The sequence below is a fragment of the Catenulispora sp. GP43 genome, from assembly GCF_041260665.1.
Classification (GTDB): Bacteria; Actinomycetota; Actinomycetes; order Streptomycetales; family Catenulisporaceae; genus Catenulispora.
This window is the reverse complement of sequence record NZ_JBGCCT010000025.1, coordinates 41,661-59,943: the sequence shown is the minus strand read 5'-3', so window position 1 is coordinate 59,943 and position 18,283 is coordinate 41,661. Positions and strand designations below refer to the sequence as shown.

Genomic DNA, 18,283 nt, shown 5'->3' with positions numbered 1-18,283 from the left:
GCGCAACCTACCGGTGCGGCACGATCGGCGCGCGGCGACCAGGGGCGCGCCGGGCCCGCCTTTCGAACTCAGAACCCCGCGTCCAGCGCCTCCAACCCACTGGCCTGCGTACGCCAATCACTCACATTCGGATCCGCACTCGACCCCTGCCCCGACCACCGCTCCCCGATCCGGTTCAGCGAATCCCGGTCGGCGTTCCACACCGATCCGGTCTGCGCCTGGATGAACCCGCTGTAAGCGCCCCCGACCGCGCCGTCGTCGTTCAGCTGCCCCAGGAAGCGCATGAAGATCCCCTTGAACTGCTTCTGGTTGTCGTCGCACGTCGCGTTCAGCGTGTCGCACGACTCCGTCAGCAGCCCGTTCGTCACCAGCGTCGGCGAGTGCACCGCCGAGTCGGCCAGGTACCGGGCCTCGGTCAGGTCCGCGCCGTCCCCGGTCGCGTGGTACATCTCCTGCGCCGCGCCGATGGCCAGGCCCTGGTTGTACGTCCAGACCGTCTGGCCGTTGTTCGCGCAGGCGTTCGTCAGGCCGTCGTTGACCAGGCCCGAGCCGTTGATCAGACCGCTGTTCTCGAACCAGGTCCAGGCGGTGGTCGCGTGCGCCAGCCAGGTCGTGTCACCGGGGATGCGGTTGTGCAGTGCGGCGGTCAGGTCCACGTAGAGCGCGTTGGTCACCGAGTTCTTGTAGGTCTTCTGCGTGTTCCACCACACGCCGCCGCCGCAGGTGCCGGTGTCCCACAGGGTGTTCACATAGTTCATGATCGTGACGGCCTCGTCGAGGTACGTCTGGTTCCCCGTCAGGTCGTACGCGTCGATCCACGCCATCGCCCACCACTCGGTGTCGTCCGTGGCCTGGCTGATGAAGTCGCCCTGGATCGGGTCCGAGCTGCGGGCGCCGGCCGGGAAGGCGGCCTTGTCCACCTGGAACGTCCGGTCGACGATCCACTCCTGCGAGGTGTCGCCGGAGGTCCGCATGTAGTCGATCATCGAGGTCAGCGCCACGGCCGAGTTCCACCAGCTCGACGGCCACCACGCGTTGTACGGGTCGTAGGACCACATCAGGGCGTCGGCGGCGGCGCTGGTCGGGACCGCGTCGGCGCGCGCCCACGCTGTGCAGCTCCCGTTCTCGCCGGTCACGGCGCGGCCGCAGGCGCGCACGGCGCCGCCGGCCAACCGGCCCAGCGGGTCGTCGATGTTGATCTCGACGGTCTGCGTCCCGGTCGCGCCGGACGGCACGCTCACCCGCCCCTTACTGGACCCGTCCGGCCAACTCGCACCGGCGTCCCAGGAGCGGTCCATCCAGATCTCGTCGCCGGGCGCGCCGCCGGAGATCGAGGCCCAGGCCATGCCGCCGGAGTCGACGTGCAGGGCGATGTCGCGGCCGTCCAGGGTGGTGTCGGGGACCGGCGAGGTGTTGCCGACCGAACCATTGGAGCTGACGCCGTCGCAGCGCGCGGCGCACACCGGCAGGTGGACCCAGTTCGTGCAGACCACGCCGTTGGCGTCGCCGCAGGCCCGCACCACCGCGCGCCGGTGGTCGGACGGGTCGTACATGTTGTACATCAGGGTCCGGGTACCGGTCCACGTGCTCGGGATCCACGCCTGGCCCAGCAGGCCGTCCCAGGTGCTGCCGGCGTCCCACGACCGGTCGATCCACACCGAGTCGTTGAGCTGCCCGTTGTCGATGCTGGCCCAGGCCATCCCGTCGACGTCGTCCACGTGCAGCTCGACCACGCGGTTGTTCACATAGACGTTCGGTGTCGGGAACGTCTCCTGCTGGGCCAGCGACGGATCACGCGTGTCGCAGTACAGCGCGCACACGGCGGTCGCCGCCCTCGCGCGGGGCGGCGACACGCCGAGCACCGGTGCCAGCGCCGTGACCAGGGCGGTGAGGAGAATCAGGATCCTGCGCACGACGAAGCACCTCCCGGTACGGGGCGGGTATCAGGACTGAGCGAAGGTGAACCAGTGCACGTTCACGAAGTCGGCCGGCTGGCCGGAGGAGAACGTCAGGTAGACGGTGTGCACGCCGGTGACCCTGCTGATGTTGGCCGGCACCGTCTCCCAGGTCTGCCAGCCGCCGGTGTTGCCGACGGCGAAGCTGCCGACCGGCGCGGCCGTCGGGCTGTCCAGCGTCACCTGGACCAGGCCGCTGATGCCGGCCCCGGCCCCCGAGGCGACCCGCGCCTTGAACTGCGTGGCGCCCGCGCTGCCGAAGTCGACGTTCGCGTAGGCCAGCCAGTCGCCGTTGGCGATCCAGCCGACGTCCTGGCCGCCGCCGCTGTCGCTGGTGGTCTCGTTCTGCGTGCCGTTGTGCGAGCTGTAGCTCGCGGCCTGGATCGTGGAGTAGGCGCTGATGCTGCCGCCGCCAGGGGCCGAGGAACTGGAGGAGGGCTGGCTCGGGCCGCCGCCGCCCGGGCCGGTCGCCGTGCCGCCGCCGACGGCCACGGTCAGCAGCGTCGGGTTGCCGTCGGACACGGCGCCGGACTGGTCGGCGCCGCCGTTGGGGGCCACGTCGTCGTAGGGGAAGCCGTAGCCGCGGCCGTCCAGGCTCGCCGCGTGCGCGATCCGCGAGTAGTGGTTGGTGATCGTGTTCTGGTAGTAGTTCGCCGGGTTCTCGCCGTCGGGCTGGCTGGAGTCGATCAGCAGGGTGCTGCGATTGAACGCGGCGCTGATACGCGCGGTCAGCGGGCCCATGGCGCCGGCGGTGTTGGCGAACGGTCCGGTGCTGCAACTGAAGATGTCCGCGGCCGAGGGCTGCGCGAAACTTCCAAGGCCCGGGAAGGTCAGCTGCCCGCCGGAGACCTGGCCGTTCACGGTGCCCCAGGAGGCCTGGGTGTCCACGGCCAGCGACTGGCTCGAGTACTTCGACCAGACCTGGTCCACGTAGGGCTGGTAGTACCCGGAGAACAGCGAGCTGTTGATGACGATGCCGTTGTTCGGGCTCAGTGCCCGCAGGTTGGCGCCGCCGTTGGTGACGACCAACTGGTCCCAGCCGGCGCCGTCCGCGGCGTGCTGGGCCTTCAGGTTCGCGCAGACGGTGTCCAGGCCGCTGGTCGGCAGGCCGCTGACGGTCTGCGTCGCGCCGGAGGCGTTGGTCAGCGCCAGCGAGATCGGGATCGAGACGAAGTCGACGTAGCTGATGTTCGCGAACATCTGCGCTGCGTTGTACGTGAACTCGCAGAAGTCCCACATGATGTGGATGTTGGGATCCGACTGGTTGCTCACGGACGGCTCGACCAGGCCGGGACCCGGGTTGAGCAGGAAGGTCAGCGGGGACCCGATGGAGAACCAGATCCGGCCGCCGGCGATGTGCGGGATGGTGATGGTGGTGGTGCTGCCCGGTGCGCCCAGCGCGATCGCGCAGTTCGCGCCCAGCGGGGTACCGGTCGAACTGGGGGAGGACGGGTAGTAGACCGTGTGCCCGTCGGACTCCAGCAACATCAGGGCGTTGTTGTTGTCGATCGCCTGGCCGGTGACGTAGGCGTAGACCTGGTTCGAGGTCGTGGTGTTCTGCAGGGCGATCTGCAGGGTGGGGGTGGTCGCCGAGGCCCGGAAGGCCAGCGCGCCGGTGCCAAGGCCCAGCGCTGAGCCGCCGATGGCGACGGCGGAGGACAGCAGTTTTCTGCGATTCATCATGGGGCGCTCCTCGGGAGCGGTGGTGCACCGATTGTGGGGAGGGAGGTGCGAGGTGGTGCCGGAAACGTTTACGAAACGTTCGTCGCCTCCGAGTATGGAAACCTGGAGCCCATCCGTCAACGTCCTGGTTTCCCATGGATTCGTAAAGATCGAACATCGATCTACAAAACAGAGCACTTATTGACGCAAAGAAACGTCGGTCGTACCGTGCCTGTTCGGACGCCGACCCACACCCTCAGGGTGTCCAGCCCGCGCGCCGATGGCGGACTGCGCGGTTGTAAGGCTACGTGTATCCCCGTCCCCAGGGAGCATCGCCATGCGTTCATCTCCACCTGCCCGTCTCGCCGACCGGAGCGCGGAGCCCGGCCCCCGCCTGTGGCATCGCCTCGCGATGTCGATCGGCGCGGTCGTGGTCCTCCTCCTCGGCGTCCTGACCACCGGGCCCGCGGCCCGGGCCGCGGGCACGCAAGAGCCCTGCGACATCTACGCCTCCGCGGGAACCCCGTGCGTGGCGGCCCACAGCACGGTCCGGGCGCTCTACGCGTCCTACAACGGGCCGCTCTACCAGGTCCGGCGCGCTTCCGACGGCGCCACCACCAACATCGGCCTCACCTCCGCCGGCGGTTATGCGAACTCTGATGCGCAGGACGTGTTCTGCGTGCAGACCGCCTGCACCATCGCCGTCATCTACGACCAGTCGCCGCAGCACAACAACCTGACCATCGAGGGCGGAGGCGGCGCGAACCCGAACGCCGACGTCGCCGCGAACGCCAACGCCGCGCACATCACGGTCAACGGCAACAAGGCCTACGGCGTGTACGTCGGCCCCGGCGTCGGCTACCGCGACGACAGCACCTCGGCGATCCCGACCGGCGGCCAGGCGCAGGGCGCGTACATGGTCGCCAGCGGCACGCACGTCAACAGCGGCTGCTGCTTCGACTACGGCAACGCCGAGACCAACAACCGCGACAACGGCAACGGCCACATGGAGGCGGTGAACCTGGGCACCAGCTGCTGGGCCTCGCCGTGCACCGGCAGCGGGCCGTGGATCACCGGAGACCTGGAGAACGGCCTGTACCAGGGCGCCGGCGCCAACCCCTCCAACACCGGCAACAACAGCCAGTTCGTCACGGCGATGCTCAAGAGCAACAACCAGACCACCTTCGAGATAGAAGGCGGCAACTCCCAATCCGGGGGTCTGACGACCTGGTACAACGGCTCGCTGCCACCGAACGGCTACACGCCGATGTCGCTGGAGGGCGCCATCGTGCTGGGCACCGGCGGTGACAACAGCAACGGCTCGATCGGCACCTTCTTCGAAGGCGTGATGACCGCCGGCGTCCCGAGCGACTCCGCGGACGCGGCCGTGCAGGCGAACATCGTCGCGCAGGGCTACAGCGGAAACAGCGGCGGCAGCCCGCAGGCCTCCGGTGGCACCATCACCCTGCCCGGCGGGCAGTGTGTGGACGTCCTCGGCGACGACTCTGGCGGCGACCTGACGCACGTGAACCTGTGGAGCTGCCAGTCCGGCGCCATCGACCAGCACTGGACGCACAACTCCGACGGTTCGTTGGAGACCCTGGGCCGCTGCCTGGACATCGACGGCGACGGCACCGCGGTCGGCACGAAGGTCGAGCTGTGGGACTGCAACGGCGTCGGCGGCCAGAAGTGGATCCAGCAGGGCAACGGTTCGCTGCTGAACCCGCAATCAGGGCTCTGCCTCGACGATCCGAGCGGCAACACCGCCAACGGCACACAGCTGCAGATCTACACCTGCAACGGCACCACGGCGCAGGCGTTCTTGGTCAACGGCGGCGGCACGGTCAACGCCCCCGGCAGCCAGTGCGTGGACGTCACCGGCGACGACATCGGCGGGAACCTGTCCCTGGTCCAGCTGTGGGACTGCCAGCCGTACGCGGTCGACCAGCACTGGTACCACAACTCCAACGGCTCGCTGGAGACCCTGGGCCGCTGCCTGGACATCGACGGCAACGGCACCGCGGTCGGCACCAAGGTCGAGCTGTACGACTGCAACGGCGTCGGCGGCCAGGTCTGGCAGCAGCAGAGCAACGGTTCGCTGCTGAACCCGCAATCAGGGCTCTGCCTCGACGACCCGAGCGGCAACACCGCCAACGGCACGCAGCTGCAGATCTACACCTGCAACGGCACCGCGGCGCAGAAGTTCGCGCTGGAGTAGCGGCTCGCGGCCGGCCTTGTGAGGGAGGCCGGTTCCCGGGCGCGCGCGGCGTGCTGTCAGACGACAGCCGGCAGCACGCCGCGCTTGTACTCCGACCTAAGCTTGTACTCGGACATACGCCTGCATTCGGACATGAGCTTGCGCGCGGAGATAAGTCAGCGTTCTGCTCTGCGCGGCCCGCTCGAACCCCGCGCGACGAACGCACTCGGCAGCACCACCTGCCGCGCCCGTCCCGCACCGGCCACCTGGTCCAGCAGCAGATCCACCGCCGTCCGTCCGGCGAGCTCGTTCGGCATCGCGATCGTGGTCAGCGCCGGCGCGGTCATGCCGGCGAACAGCACGTCGTCGCATCCTGCGACACTCACCGAGCCCGGCACGTCGTGCCCCCGCTCGGTCAGCCCGCGGATGGCGCCCAGCGCCACGACGTCGTCGTAGGCCAGCACCGCCGTCGCGCCGAGCCGCGCCACCGCCTCGGCGGCGGCCAGGCCGCCTTCGAAGCTCGGCGGGTAGGGGCCCAGCATCTCGACCGTCAGCCCCAGGCGGGCCGCGTGGCGCCGCACACAGCCGCGCTTCTCCTTGTCCGACCAGGACAAGGCCGGGCCCGCCAGGTACACCAGGCCGCGGTGGCCCAGGCCGTGCAAGTGCTCCATCAGGGCCCCGACCCCCACGTCCACACTGCACACCACCGAGGCCACGCCGGTGATGGTGCGGTTGACCAGGACCACCGGGCGCCGCCCGGCGATCTCCTTGATCGGCGCCGTCGCCGAGCGCGGGGAGCACAGCACCAGGCCGTCCACCCGGCTGAGCATCTCGCGCATCAGGCGGTGTTCGCGCTCGGCGTGCTCGTCGGTGTCGGCGAGCAGGACGGCGTAGCCGGCCTCGTCCGCCCGGTTCTCGGCCGCGCGGACCAGCGGCGGGAAGAACGGGTTGGCGATGTCGGGGACGAGCAGGCCCAGGACCGCGGTGCGCCCGGTGGCCAGGCCCCGGGCCGAGCGGTTCGGCTGGTAGCCCACGCGCTCGGCGACCGACAGGATCCGGTGCCGGGTCCGCTCGCCGATCATCTCGGGGCGGGTGAAGGCCCGCGAGACCGTGGAGACCGAGACCCCGACCTCGTCGGCGATGCTCTTCAGGGACGCCGCGGCGGGGCCGGGCTCGGGGGGTCCGGGCCGTGGCCGGGTCATGCGAACCTGCCTCCTGCGGTGTCGGGGATCCGAGCGTACCGGCTGGCGTCGCCGCAGGTCGGAAAAGTGTTTGAGCACCATGGCGGCCCGCTGCTAACGTCACGATCGACCGTGAAGCCGCAAGAGGAGGTGAGACCCGTGACCACATACCCCCATGGGTGCTCCCTCAGTCCGTCACGGTCCGGCGGCTGACGTTCGGTGTCGCCAGGAGCGCCTGATATCGAGGCACTCCTGGAAGGAGACTCCGATGGATACCAAGCCTTTTCTTTCCGGCCTGAGCCAGACCGATGTGCTGATCACGCGCGTCGCGGACAGGCAGTGGCACGCGCTCGACGACGACCTGGTCGTCGGCCGCGGACATGCCTTGCACCGGCCCGACGGGCGGCTGTTCGTCTGCATCGACGCCTGGCACGAGGCGGCCTTCGACCGGCTCGCCGAGGCGATGCTGGCCGAACTCCCCACGCCGGTGTACACGGTGGTCGACGAGGCCGACACCGAGATGAGAGCCCGCTGGGCCCGGGCCGGATTCACGATCCGGCGCCGCGAGTGGGAGTACGCGGTGCCGACCGATCCGCGGATCACAGGGCTCGAAGACGTCCGGCCGCCCTCGGGCGTCACGATCGTGCCCGCCGGCCACGCCGACGAGGGTCTGCTGCGGGAAGTGGACCGCGCGATCCGTGACGAGATCGAGGCGGGCGCCGGATGGCAGTCGATGCCGGCGGAGGTGATCGCCCGGCCTGCCGGGGACACCATCATCGATCCCTCGAAGTACGCGGTGGCCGCCACGCCGGACTGCTACCTGGGCCTCATCAGAGTGGTGACGGTGCGCCGCCCGCGCATCGGGCTGCTCGCGGTCCGGGCCGCTGAGCAGCGGCGCGGCATCGGGCGGGCGCTGCTGGCGCACGCGCTGGAAACGCTGCACCGGGGCGGGGCCGCCGAGGCCTGGGCCGAGGTGCAGGAGACCAACCGGGCGGCCTCGGCGCTGGTCGAGGGCGTCGGCGCCCGGCCCGTGAGCAGCAACCTGGAGCTGGTGCGAGACCTGGAGCTGGCGCGATGACGAAGAACAAGAACGGCATCGAAGTCGAGGGCAAGGTCGTCGAGTGCCTGCGCAGCGCCATGTTCACGGTGGAACTCGACAACGGCCACCGGGTCCTGGCGCACATCAGCGGCAAGGTCCGGAAGAACTACATCAGGATCAACCTGGAGGACCGGGTCCTGGTGGAGCTCACGCCGTACGACCTGACGCGCGGCCGGATCGTCTTCCGGTACCGCAACTAGCGCCCGGCATGTCAGCTGCCTGATTCGGATCCCGGTCGTCGCCTCAGGGCGCGACCGGGTCCGAGCGCAGGCTGAGCGCGATCCGCAAAGCCAGCAGGGTCACGAGCCCCACCACGCCGATGCTGAACCCGATCACGTTCGCGGGCGTCGGTCCCTGGGCGAACAGCCAGAAGCCGACGCCGCCTGTGAGGGAGGCGAACAGGTTGGTCAGGTAGCTCGCCCAGAAGCGCATGCGAGTCCGCACGACCACCGTCTCGCCGTCGGCCACGCTCACCTCAAGCGTCCTCGACGAGTACCCGAGCTGCCTCACGCGCATCCGGTGCACGCCGGCTTCGACCGTGAAGTCCCGAGTTTCGCCGCGGGCGATTCTGGCCGTCCGCTTGCCGTCGATGAGTACCGCGAATCGCGGATCCCACAGAGCCCAACCTTGATGCCTCACGAGCACGATCCAGCCAGCCACGATTGCCTCCCCCGACTCCGGTGCGCACAGCATACGGCGGTGTCTACGCGCCCCGATCCTCGGCCGGCAGCAGGTGCTCCACCGTCGGCGCGGGCTCCGACAGCCGGTTCGCCCGCTCCTCGAACTCCGAGTCGGCGCCGGTCAGCCGGATCGATCGCTGGTCCTGGTGCTCCTGCCAGGAGGGCACCTCGAAGACCTCGACGAAGGTCTGCGCCTCGTCGCCGTCGCGGAAGACGCCCCACCGCGTCGCGCCGGTGCGCCGCCGGGACAGGCCGACGCGGTTGATCGCCTGGCGGAACTCGGGCTCGTCGGCCGGGGCGACGTGGTACCGCTTCACCACCACGATGGGGCCGCTGTCGAGCTCGGGTTCGAACACGAGGTGCGGGTCCGGCCAGTGCGCGTCCGTGGTGCGGTCGAGCTTGCCGGTCAGCGCGAGCAGCGGCAGCCAGCGCACGCTCACCGCCGCCGCCCCGAGCAGGGCCGCCGCGATCACCAGCGTCGTGGTGATGCCCAGCGGCCCGGCCAGCGCGCCCCAGACGAGCGAGCCGATCGCCTGGCCGCCCATGAACACCAGCAGGTACACGGCCAGCGCGCGGGCCCGTACCCACGCCGGCAGCGACAGTTGCAGGGCCGAGTTGAGCGTCGACAGCGAAGCCAGCCACGCCACGCCGGTGGGGACCATGACGATCACCACGGCCGCCTTGTCCGTCGTCACACCGAGGACCAACGTGCCGATCGCGAACACCACGGCGGACGCCGCCAGCAGCCGATTCGGCGACAGCACCGTGTTCAACCACGACAGCGTGAACGCCCCGACCACGGCCCCGACGCCCAACGCCGCCAGCAGCACACCGTACCCGCCGGCTCCGAGCGCGAGCCGGGAACTGGCCACCACCGGCAGCAGCGCCCACAGGGCACTCCCGGGCACGACGAACAGCGCCGCACGCAACAAGATCCGCCGCGGCGACGGCGCGTTGCGCACGTACCGGTTCCCGGCACGCAAAGCGGCCAGCGCACGCTCGGGATGCCCGCTACCGGCCTGCGGCGCCCTCCGCCACACCGTCACCGCCGCCACCACGAACAAGAACGACACCGCGTTGATCGCGAACACGAGCGCCGCCCCGGACGCCGCCACCAGGAACCCGGCGACCGCCGGCCCGACAGCGCGGGCGAGGTTGACCGTCAGGCTGCCGAGCGTCGCGGCGGCCGGGATCTGCTCGCGGGGAACCAGCTCCGGCTGGATCGCCTGCCACGCCGGCCCGACGAACGCCTGCCCGCAGCCGAGCAGGAAGGTCAGCGCCAGCAGCACCGTCGGGGTCGTCAGACCGGCCGCGGTCAGCCACGCCAGCACACCGGCGACCAGCGCCATGCCCAGCTGGAGGTAGATCAGGAGACGTCGACGGTCGAGCACGTCGGCCATGACCCCGGCCGGGAGCGAGAGGAGCATGACGGGGAGCAGGCTGGCGGTCTGTACGGCCGCGACGAGGGTGGTCGAGGAGTGGTGCGAGACCAGCAGCCACTGCGCTCCGACGGTCTGCATCCAGGAACCGACGTTGCTGCCCAGCTGGGCCAGCCACAGGATGCGGAAGATGCGGTCCCGCATCGGCGCCCAGGGGCTGGGGGCCGCGGTGGGCGCTGGGGCGGGGGAGGCGCTGGGCGGGCCGCTGGGGGCGGGGGCGGCGGAATCGTTCACACCGGATTGTTGCGCGGGAGGTTGGGGTGGTGCCATTTATCGGGGTGCGGGTTGGTGGGGTCGGTGCGGTTGGGCTGTGGTATTGAAAGCTCTTCTTAATCCTCTGCGAGCACTGAAAATCGCCTTTGACTGTCAACCCACGAACAAGCCGCACCAGTCACACCCAGGCCAAGCCCTACGGCAGAAGCTCCGCCGCCTCCGCCCCACTCATCACCGCCAGCGTCTGCGCCGCCCGCGCCAGCACCCGCGCCGCAGCCCCGCGCACCTCGGCGCTGGAGCCGAGTCGGCCGGCGACCACCGCGACCTGCCGTGCGGCCGAGGGCAGGGCGGAGCGTGCGATGCCGCGCCGCAGGGGCTCGAACAGGGGTTCGCCGATGGCGGCCAGGTCGCCGCCGACCACGATCAGCCGGGGGTTCAGCAGTGTCACCAGCGCCGCCAGTGCCCGGCCGACGGCCTCGCCGGTGTCCTCCACCACCCGGGCCATGCCGGGGGTGCCGGCGGCGAGCAGGGCCGGCAGGTCTGACGGCGCCACCGGCTCGCCCCAGCTGTCCTGGAGCAGGCGGGCCACGGCCACCGGGCTCGCTATGGTCTCCAGGCAGCCGCGGTTGCCGCAGCGGCAGACCAGGCCGTCGCGGACGGCGGGCAGGTGGCCGATCTCGCCGGCCAGGCCGCCGGCTCCCAGTTGCAGCGCGCCGGCGGCGATGACGCCCGCGCCGATTCCTGCCGAGAGCCGGATGTAGACCATGTCCTCGACGTCGCGGCCGGCTCCGTACATGTGCTCGGCCAGGGCTCCGGCGTTCGCGTCGTTCGTCATCTCGGTGGCCAGGCCGGTGCGGCGCTCCAGTTCGGGGCCGGGGCGGATGCCGGTCCAGCCGGGCATGATGCCCTCGGCGGACAGGGCGCCGTCGGCGTCCACGGGGGCTGCGATGCCGACGCCGAGGCCCAGTACCCGCTCGCGCGGGACGCCGTTCTCGGCCATGGCGCGGCGCACCAGGTCGGCGGCGAGGTCGAGGGTCTCGTGCGGGGCGCGGTCGACCTCCTTGGCCTCGCTGGTCTCCCACACCGGTGTGCCGTGCACGTCGCACAACGCGACCCGTACATGCGCGTGCCCGATGTCCGCGCCGATGGCGTAGGCGACCGAGCGGTTCAGCGCCAGGGGTAGTGCGGGACGCCCCATCGAGCGGATCTCGGCGTCCGCCGAGCCGCCCGCCCCGCCGGCCCCGCTCGCTCCGTTCTCCTCGACGACCAGCCCGGCCGCGATCAGATCGGAGACCAGGACGGACACCGTCGCCCGGGACAGTCCGGTGAGCCGGACCAGTTCCGGGCGACTGGTGGTGCTGCTGGCGAGCAGGACCTGGAGGACGCGCAGGCGGCCCTCTTCTCGCAGGTTCGGCGGCGCGGCGACGATGCACTCCTCGGGTAGTTCTGGGTGGCACACATGCTACGGCCACCGCGCCGCCGAGATTTGAATCAGCCCAGACCTGGCTTAGTCGTGGATCAGGTCGAACTCCTCCCAGGGTCCGATGGCGGTGCGGTTGGCGATGAGTGGCGCGGCCCCGGCGTTGTCGGCGGTGACGATGTCGCCGTTGGCGTGAGCGCGGAAGCTGACGCTGCCGTCGGAATTGTGGATCAGGTCGAACTCCTCCCAGGGTCCGATGGCGGTGCGGTTGGCGATGAGTGGCGCGGCGCCCGCGTTGTCGGCGGTGACGATGTCCCCGTTGGCATGAGCCCGGAAGCTGACGCTGCCATCGGAGTTGGTGATGAGGTCGAAGGACTCCCACGGTCCAACGGCGGTGCGGTTGGCGATCAGCGGGGAGGCCCCGGCGTTGTCGGCGGTGACGATGTCGCTGTTGGCGTGAGCCCGCAGGCTGATCACTGAGCTTGAGGATGAGCCCGACACCGACACATCGAAGATGTGCATCGACACCGAACTGCGCACCGCACTGGCACTCACATTCGGCAGCACCACGTCCTCAACCGTCTTCCCGGCTTGCAACGGAATCGCCGCGTAGGAAAGGTTCACGGCCTGCGTGATCTTGCCGCTGCCGCCGTTGATGTAGGCCGGGTTCGCGATGAAGTCAGTCCCCTGAGCAGCGGAGGTCGACCACCAGTCGGCGAAGCCCAGGCTGTAACTCTGGGTACTGCCATCGGTGTAGATGATGGTCCCGCTGCCGGAGGACGACCCGTAGGTTGATGTCCCGATGATGGAGAGAGTGGTGCCGGAGCCGGAGACCGGGATGGTCTGTCCCGAGGCCACGATGTCGTCGTTCGTCCCGGCGGCCACGTTCGGCCAGGGGATGGTGGCGCCGTCATGCGTGAGCGTCGCCCCGGGCGTGATCCCGGCGGCCGTGTTCAGTGCCTGCGAGGAATAGCTCGTCCCGCCGCCGTCCAGGTTCCCGGCCGCCGTGCTGCTGTCATCGGTGATGCCGACGTTGTTGAAAGCGGCGTTCAGCGACGCGTAAGCGACGTTCATCGTCCCGGAGTCGCTGTACGGCCCGGTGCCGCTAACCGTTGCTTGCGCCGACAGCGCGTACGGCCCCGGCGCCGTGCCCGCCGGCGCACTCACCTTCCACGTGGTCTGCACCGACTGCCCGCCGGCGACGCTGCCGAACGTCGACGGCGTGGTGGCCTGCGCGCTCCAGCCGGAGGGCAGGCTCAGCGAGACGGCGACGTTGCTCTCCGCGGCGGTGCCGCCGTTGACGAACGTCGTCGTCGCGGTCCCGGTGCCGCCGGCCGTGATCAGCGCCGGGGCCGCCAGGCTCAGCGTGTGCCGCACCACGATCGGCGCGGTCCCGGTGACACCGTTGACCGTGACGCTGATCAGCGCCGTGCCGTCGCCGACCGCGTGCACCTGACCGGTGCTGCTGACCGTGGCCACCGTCGGATCGCTGCTGCTGTAGCTCACCGAGGCGCCGGCCAGGTTCACGAACGACTGGTCGTTGTCGACGGCCTCGATGACGTTGTCCGCCGTGACACTCATGTTCCGGCCCTGCGACACCGAGCCGACGCCGGTGGTGTCGTCCTTGATCCACTGGTTCTTGCCGGTCAGGTCGATGGTCGAGCCGGCGTTGTACACGACGCTCTCCGGCTGCACGGTCACGTACTGCATCTTCGGCGTGATGGCTCCGGACACCGCCACGTTCACCGAAGAGCGGATGTCGGAGGAGCTGGCGCCGACCTGCAAGGCGTAGCTGCCGTCATAGACCACGGACTTCATGTTCGTGGCGTCCCAGAAAGACAGGTCGCTGATCTTCACCGGAATGGTGACCTTCTGCGAGGCGCCCGGGTTCAGGACGCCTGTCTTCTGGAAGCCCACCAGCCGCTTGTTCGGCAGCTGCACCCCGGAGACCGTGAACTGCGTCGCGGCGTACAACTGGGCCACGGTCGCGCCGGCGGTGCTCCCGGAGTTGGTGACGGTGAAGCTGACGTTGACCGTGCCGTCGGCGTTCGGACTGGCGTTGTCGACGGTCGCGGGGGAGTAGGAGAAGTTCGAGTAGCTCAGGCCGTAGCCGAAGGGGTAGGTCGGCGTGCCGGTGAAGTACTGGTAGGTCCGGCCCAGACCGCTGGTGTCGCCGGGAGTGAGGCCGTAGTTGCTCATCGCAGGAAGCTGCGAGTCGTCGGCGTACCAGGTGAAGTTCAGGTGCCCGCTCGGGTTCTGCTTGCCGAGCAGGACGTCGGCCAAAGCAGTGCCCTGGCTCTCGCCGTTGTAGCCGCTGAACACGACCGCCGGGATGTTCCCGTCCACGTCGCTGATCTTCACCGGGCCGTCGGACTGCACGACCAGCGCGGTCTTCGGGTTGCCCAGCGCGGTGGTCTGCGTGATCAGCGAGTCGTAGTTGCCCGGCATGTTCAGCGTGGTCCGGTCGTTGCCCTCCTGGGCGTTGTTCTGGTTGGTGCCGACGAACATCACGACCAGATCGGCGTTCTTGATCGCGGTCTGCGTCGCGCTGCTGAGCGTCGCGGCTCCGGTCGCGGTGCTGGAGGTGCCGGCGGCGTCGAACAGGATGTTCGCGTTCGGATTCGCCGCCTTGATCGCGGTGGTCAGGCCCTGCACGGCGTTCACCTGGAGCGACGGCGCCCCGGAGTAGTCGCCGAGCGTCACCGTGTTCGCCATGTCGCCGAGGATGACCACGTTGTTCAGCTTGCTGGCGTTCGCCGGCAGCAGCGGCGTGCTGGTCCCCGAGACGTTGCCGTTCTTCAGCAGCACCAGCGAATTGTCGGCGACCGTGGTGGCCAGCGCCTGGTGCGCCGGGCTCTGGATCTGCGCCTTGGTGATGCTGGTGTAAGGGACCTGCGAAGCCGGGTCGAACTCGCCGGTCTCCATGCGGATCGTGAACAGCTTGGTCAGGTCGGCGTCGATGACGCCCTCCGACAGGATCCCGGCGTTGATCGCGGCCTGGATGTTCTGCAGCGAGAACTCGTCGCCGCCGCAGTTGACCTGGGTGCCGGCGCGCAGCGAGTACGCCTCGCCGCCGGCCGCGCCGGAGATCTTCGCACCGGTGGAGGTATTGGTCCAGATCGCGTTGGTGTCGCCGTCGTCGGTGCTCCAACCCGGCGGGGCCCAGGCGTGGCCGGCCGGCGGGTTGCGGTACGTGGTGCCGACCGCGCCGCAGTCGGAGGTGATATAGCCGTTGAAGCCATAGGTGCGCTGCGCGAGCTGGTTAGTGGTGTAGGTGTCGGCGACCGAGGGCGTGCCGTTGATCGCGTTGTAGGAGGTCATCAGGCCTGATACATGCGCGTTCTCGATCAGGGACGCGAACTGCTTGGTGTAGTAGTCGCGCAGGTCGGTGTCGCTGACGTTGGAGGAGATGCCGGTCCGGTTCTGTTCCACGTTGTTCAGGGCGTAGTGCTTGGCCGTGGCGCCGGCTTTCAGATAGCCGTTCAGCGACTGGCCGGTCATCGAGTTGCCCTGGAAGCCGTTGATGAACGCCCCGGCCATCTGCCCGACCAGGTACGGGTCCTCACCGAACGCCTCGTCCGTGCGGCCCCAGCGCGGATCCCGGTCCAGGTTGACCGTCGGGGCCCAGAACGTCAGCGAGCCGTAGTCGCTCGCCGAGGGCCCGAGGTTGTTCTGCCCGGTGCCGAACAGCGACTTGTCCACCAGGCCGCGCGCCTCGTCCGAGATCGCCGTCGTCTCCTGGTAGACCAGCGCCGGGTCCCAGGACATCGAGGAGGCGAAGTTCGTCGGGAAGCTGGTCGCCACCGGCGGGTTGCCCGCGGCGCTGCCGCTGCTCTGGTCGGCACCCAGATAGTTGATGCCGTGCTGCGCCTCGGCCTGGTACGTGTACTGCTGCACGCCCAGGCGCGGGATCGCCGGCGCGCTGGTGGTGTTCAGCTGCGCGGCCTTTTCCGCCAGCGTCATGCGGGAGACCAGGTCGGCGGCGCGGGCCTGGAAGGAGTAGCTGGTGTTCAGGTAGATCGGCGTGCTGCTGGCGGCGGGTGTCGCGGCAACACTTTTAGGGGCGGCCGCGACGCTGGTCACGGACGCCGCGAAGCCGCAGGCCAGAACGACGGCCGATCCTGCGGCCAGCAGCTTGCGGCGGTGGGGGGTGGTTCGTCTCATCGACTCGACTCCGAGCTCGGTGGCGGGGGATGGAGCGGGGAAAGACGCGCGGGGGTTCTCAGGGCTCTGCTGCTAGTCGTTGATCAGGTCGAATTCCTCCCAGGGGCCGATGGCGGTGCGGTTGGCGATCAACGGGGCGGCCCCGGCGTTCTCGGCCGTCACGATGTCGCCGTTGGCATGAGCCCGGAAGCTGACGCTGCCGTCGGAGTTGTGGATCAGGTCGAACTCCTCCCACGGCCCGATCGCGGTCCGGTTCGCGATCAGCGACGACGCGCCGGCGTTCTCCGCGGTGACGATGTCGCCGTTGGCGTGAGCCCGGAAGCTGACGCTGCCGTCGGAGTCGGTGATGAGGTCGAACTGCTCCCACGTGCCGATCGCGGTGCGGTTGGCGATCAGCGGCGCGGCGCCGGCGTTGTCGGCCGTGACGATGTCGCCGTTCGCGTGCGCCCGCAGGCTGATCACCGGAGTACCGCTGCTGCCACCGCACGCCGCCGGGACCGGCGTACCGGCCGGAGCCGCCCCGGCGACGATGTTCCATTGCACGAGCTGCGCGGCCGAGATGTTCGGCGCCGTGCAGATGCCGCCGCTGACCGCCGCCTGCGGCACCGTGTTCCCGCCGGCGTCCACGACGTGGTAGCTCCCGGCCGTCATCCCGAGCCCGGCGAAGTGGAAGGTGACGGCGGCGTTGTAGGCGGTCCCGGAGGTGACGTCCGCCAGCGTCACCGTCGCGCTGGTACCGCTTGCGGCGACGGCCGGAACGACCTGAAGCACGCCGCTGTTGGCCAGGGTCGCGTAGGCCGGTGCGTAAGAAGCGAGCTGGGATCCGTTGCTCAGCACCGTTCCGCCGGCGGCCTGGTAGGCGCTCACGTTCGCATCGGGGCCGTTCATCGGCAGGATCGCCTTGTACGCCGACAGCTTCACCGTCCCGTCGGCCACCTCCTGGCTGGTGACGACGGCGAACCCGGCCTGGTAGCCGTCCCACAGGCTGCTGATCGCGTCTTCCATGGCGTTCACGGCGCCGCCTGAGGTGTTGCCGTAGGCCTGCGAGAAGTCCATGTAGACGGCTACCGGCTGCTGCGGGTAGGCGCCGGTGATGGTCCGCAGCGTCGGCACCCAGGAGGTGTAGATCGGCCAGCCCACGACGTCCTTCTGGGTCCCGTCGTGGATGAAGAAGTCCTCGCCGCCGCCTTCGGGCAGACCCATGGCGTAGTTCGACAGCCACTGCACCGCCTGCGCGGACAGCTGCGTGCTGTCACTCGGCGCCGTCCACTCCTGCGCCAGCGGAACGCCGTAGGCGCGCGCCAGGGCGCCGAAGGTCAGCGCCAGGCCCGGGGACTGCGCGGCATCGACGATCACCGTGGCGGTGTACTGCTTGGCCAGGCTGAAGAAGATGTCGGGGATGTTGGCGTAGTTCACCGCGTTGCCGAAGTGCCCGCCGAAGTAGTAGTACAGCGGCGTCGAGGCGGTGACTGCGCGGACCGCCGCGGTGAGCCGGCCATAGGTGTCCTGCACGCTCCACGCTCGGAAGGCCTGATAGACGCCCCACAGCGGCTGGCCGACGGCCGCGGCCGGGACGGCGCTGAAGTTCGCGTAAGAGGTCTGATACTTGCTGTTGAACGCCGCGATGGTGCCGTAGGTGTTCGGCAGGTAGGTGCTGTGGAACTCGTCGAGGTCGGCCTGGGCCCACCCCGAGGCGCCGCCGTTGATGTCCCACTGCGCGTCGAGGAATCCGTAGTCCAGGATGCTGCCGCCGTAGCCGGCGCTCCCGGCAATGTGCGCGACCGTCTTGGTGACGTAGTCGAAGTATGCGGGCTGATACACCGGGTCCCACCACACCGGTGCCGGGCTGCTGGCCCCGGAGCTGTCGACCTCGCGGCCGGTGACCCAGGAAGCCGGGCTGCCGCCCCAACCGGAGTACCAGAAGATCGGGATGAGCTTGATCCCGGCGGCGGAGGCGTTCGCCAGCTCCTGGTCGAGCTCGGTGAAGCTGAAGCTGTTCTGCGACGGCTCGATCGTGCCCCACGGCATGTCGATCTCCGCGGAGGTCAGGCCTTTCGCCTTCAGCGCCGCGAAGCTGGCCTGCGACCACGCGGTCCCGTTGTCGTCGAACTGGAGCTGCGTGGCCCACATCGGGCCCGCCGCTGCCACGGCCGGGGTGGTCTGTGCGGCCTGTGCCGGGGCCGCGGAGGCGGTGCCGAGCCAGGGGGTCGCAGCCAGCGCGCAGGCTGCCAGGAAGGACAGTGCCCTCATTCTCATGGTGGATACATCCGATG

The 18,283-nt window shown here is 69.7% G+C and carries 11 protein-coding genes; 3 read left to right on the top strand and 8 right to left on the bottom strand.

Features of this window, described 5'->3' with window-relative positions:
• Window positions 1–68: 68 nt before the first annotated feature.
• Together ABH926_RS37960 and ABH926_RS37955 are read right to left on the bottom strand one after the other, a co-directional pair.
• Window positions 69–1,913 carry a glycoside hydrolase family 76 protein gene (locus ABH926_RS37960; RefSeq protein WP_370370803.1) on the bottom strand — a complete coding sequence of 615 codons (1,845 nt, stop codon included), beginning with the start codon at window positions 1,911–1,913 and terminating at the stop codon, window positions 69–71.
• Window positions 1,914–1,943: 30 nt separating this feature from the next.
• The gene (locus ABH926_RS37955) at window positions 1,944–3,638 is read right to left on the bottom strand and encodes a beta-1,3-glucanase family protein (RefSeq protein ID WP_370370802.1); all 1,695 of its coding nucleotides are present in this window, start codon (window positions 3,636–3,638) and stop codon (window positions 1,944–1,946) included.
• 316 nt (window positions 3,639–3,954) lie between these two features.
• Here ABH926_RS37955 and ABH926_RS37950 point away from each other — a divergent pair, with 316 nt between their 5' ends.
• Complete coding sequence (locus ABH926_RS37950; RefSeq protein WP_370370801.1) at window positions 3,955–5,835, top strand: arabinofuranosidase catalytic domain-containing protein; 1,881 nt, start codon at window positions 3,955–3,957, stop codon at window positions 5,833–5,835.
• Window positions 5,836–5,990: 155 nt separating this feature from the next.
• Here the strand turns inward: ABH926_RS37950 and ABH926_RS37945 are convergent, their stop codons facing one another.
• Window positions 5,991–7,016 (bottom strand): LacI family DNA-binding transcriptional regulator, encoded by a 1,026-nt coding sequence (locus tag ABH926_RS37945; RefSeq protein ID WP_370370800.1) that lies wholly within the window; start codon window positions 7,014–7,016, stop codon window positions 5,991–5,993.
• Window positions 7,017–7,263: 247 nt separating this feature from the next.
• Here ABH926_RS37945 and ABH926_RS37940 point away from each other — a divergent pair, with 247 nt between their 5' ends.
• Both ABH926_RS37940 and infA read left to right on the top strand, forming a co-directional pair.
• Window positions 7,264–8,073 (top strand): GNAT family N-acetyltransferase, encoded by an 810-nt coding sequence (locus ABH926_RS37940; RefSeq protein ID WP_370370799.1) that lies wholly within the window; start codon window positions 7,264–7,266, stop codon window positions 8,071–8,073.
• Complete coding sequence (gene infA / locus ABH926_RS37935) at window positions 8,070–8,294, top strand: translation initiation factor IF-1 (protein ID WP_370370798.1); 225 nt, start codon at window positions 8,070–8,072, stop codon at window positions 8,292–8,294. The genes ABH926_RS37940 and infA overlap by 4 nt, the downstream gene beginning before the upstream one ends.
• Before the next feature lie 43 nt (window positions 8,295–8,337).
• Here the strand turns inward: infA and ABH926_RS37930 are convergent, their stop codons facing one another.
• The 5 genes from ABH926_RS37930 to ABH926_RS37910 all read right to left on the bottom strand — a co-directional run bounded on the left by ABH926_RS37930 (window position 8,338) and on the right by ABH926_RS37910 (window position 18,266).
• Window positions 8,338–8,787: a hypothetical protein gene (locus tag ABH926_RS37930; RefSeq protein WP_370370797.1), complete on the bottom strand. Its 450-nt coding sequence runs from the start codon at window positions 8,785–8,787 to the stop codon at window positions 8,338–8,340.
• A gap of 10 nt (window positions 8,788–8,797) precedes the next feature.
• Complete coding sequence (locus tag ABH926_RS37925) at window positions 8,798–10,447, bottom strand: MFS transporter (protein ID WP_370370796.1); 1,650 nt, start codon at window positions 10,445–10,447, stop codon at window positions 8,798–8,800.
• Between the two features lie 175 nt (window positions 10,448–10,622).
• Window positions 10,623–11,885: an ROK family protein gene (locus ABH926_RS37920; RefSeq protein ID WP_370370795.1), complete on the bottom strand. Its 1,263-nt coding sequence runs from the start codon at window positions 11,883–11,885 to the stop codon at window positions 10,623–10,625.
• Window positions 11,886–11,933: 48 nt separating this feature from the next.
• Window positions 11,934–16,010, bottom strand: coding sequence for a glycoside hydrolase family 3 C-terminal domain-containing protein (locus tag ABH926_RS37915; RefSeq protein ID WP_370370794.1), 4,077 nt, complete (start codon window positions 16,008–16,010; stop codon window positions 11,934–11,936).
• A 72-nt stretch (window positions 16,011–16,082) separates the two neighbouring features.
• Window positions 16,083–18,266 (bottom strand): glycoside hydrolase family 42, encoded by a 2,184-nt coding sequence (locus ABH926_RS37910; protein ID WP_370370793.1) that lies wholly within the window; start codon window positions 18,264–18,266, stop codon window positions 16,083–16,085.
• Window positions 18,267–18,283 lie beyond the last annotated feature (17 nt).

Coding starts and splice junctions, on each gene's coding strand:
- ABH926_RS37930 (WP_370370797.1), bottom strand. CDS start 8,787: ATGCTGTGCGCACCGGAGTCGGGGGAGGCAATCGTGGCTGGCTGGATC.
- ABH926_RS37945 (WP_370370800.1), bottom strand. CDS start 7,016: ATGACCCGGCCACGGCCCGGACCCCCCGAGCCCGGCCCCGCCGCGGCG.
- ABH926_RS37955 (WP_370370802.1), bottom strand. CDS start 3,638: ATGATGAATCGCAGAAAACTGCTGTCCTCCGCCGTCGCCATCGGCGGC.
- infA (WP_370370798.1), top strand. CDS start 8,070: ATGACGAAGAACAAGAACGGCATCGAAGTCGAGGGCAAGGTCGTCGAG.
- ABH926_RS37910 (WP_370370793.1), bottom strand. CDS start 18,266: ATGAGAATGAGGGCACTGTCCTTCCTGGCAGCCTGCGCGCTGGCTGCG.
- ABH926_RS37940 (WP_370370799.1), top strand. CDS start 7,264: ATGGATACCAAGCCTTTTCTTTCCGGCCTGAGCCAGACCGATGTGCTG.
- ABH926_RS37915 (WP_370370794.1), bottom strand. CDS start 16,010: ATGAGACGAACCACCCCCCACCGCCGCAAGCTGCTGGCCGCAGGATCG.
- ABH926_RS37950 (WP_370370801.1), top strand. CDS start 3,955: ATGCGTTCATCTCCACCTGCCCGTCTCGCCGACCGGAGCGCGGAGCCC.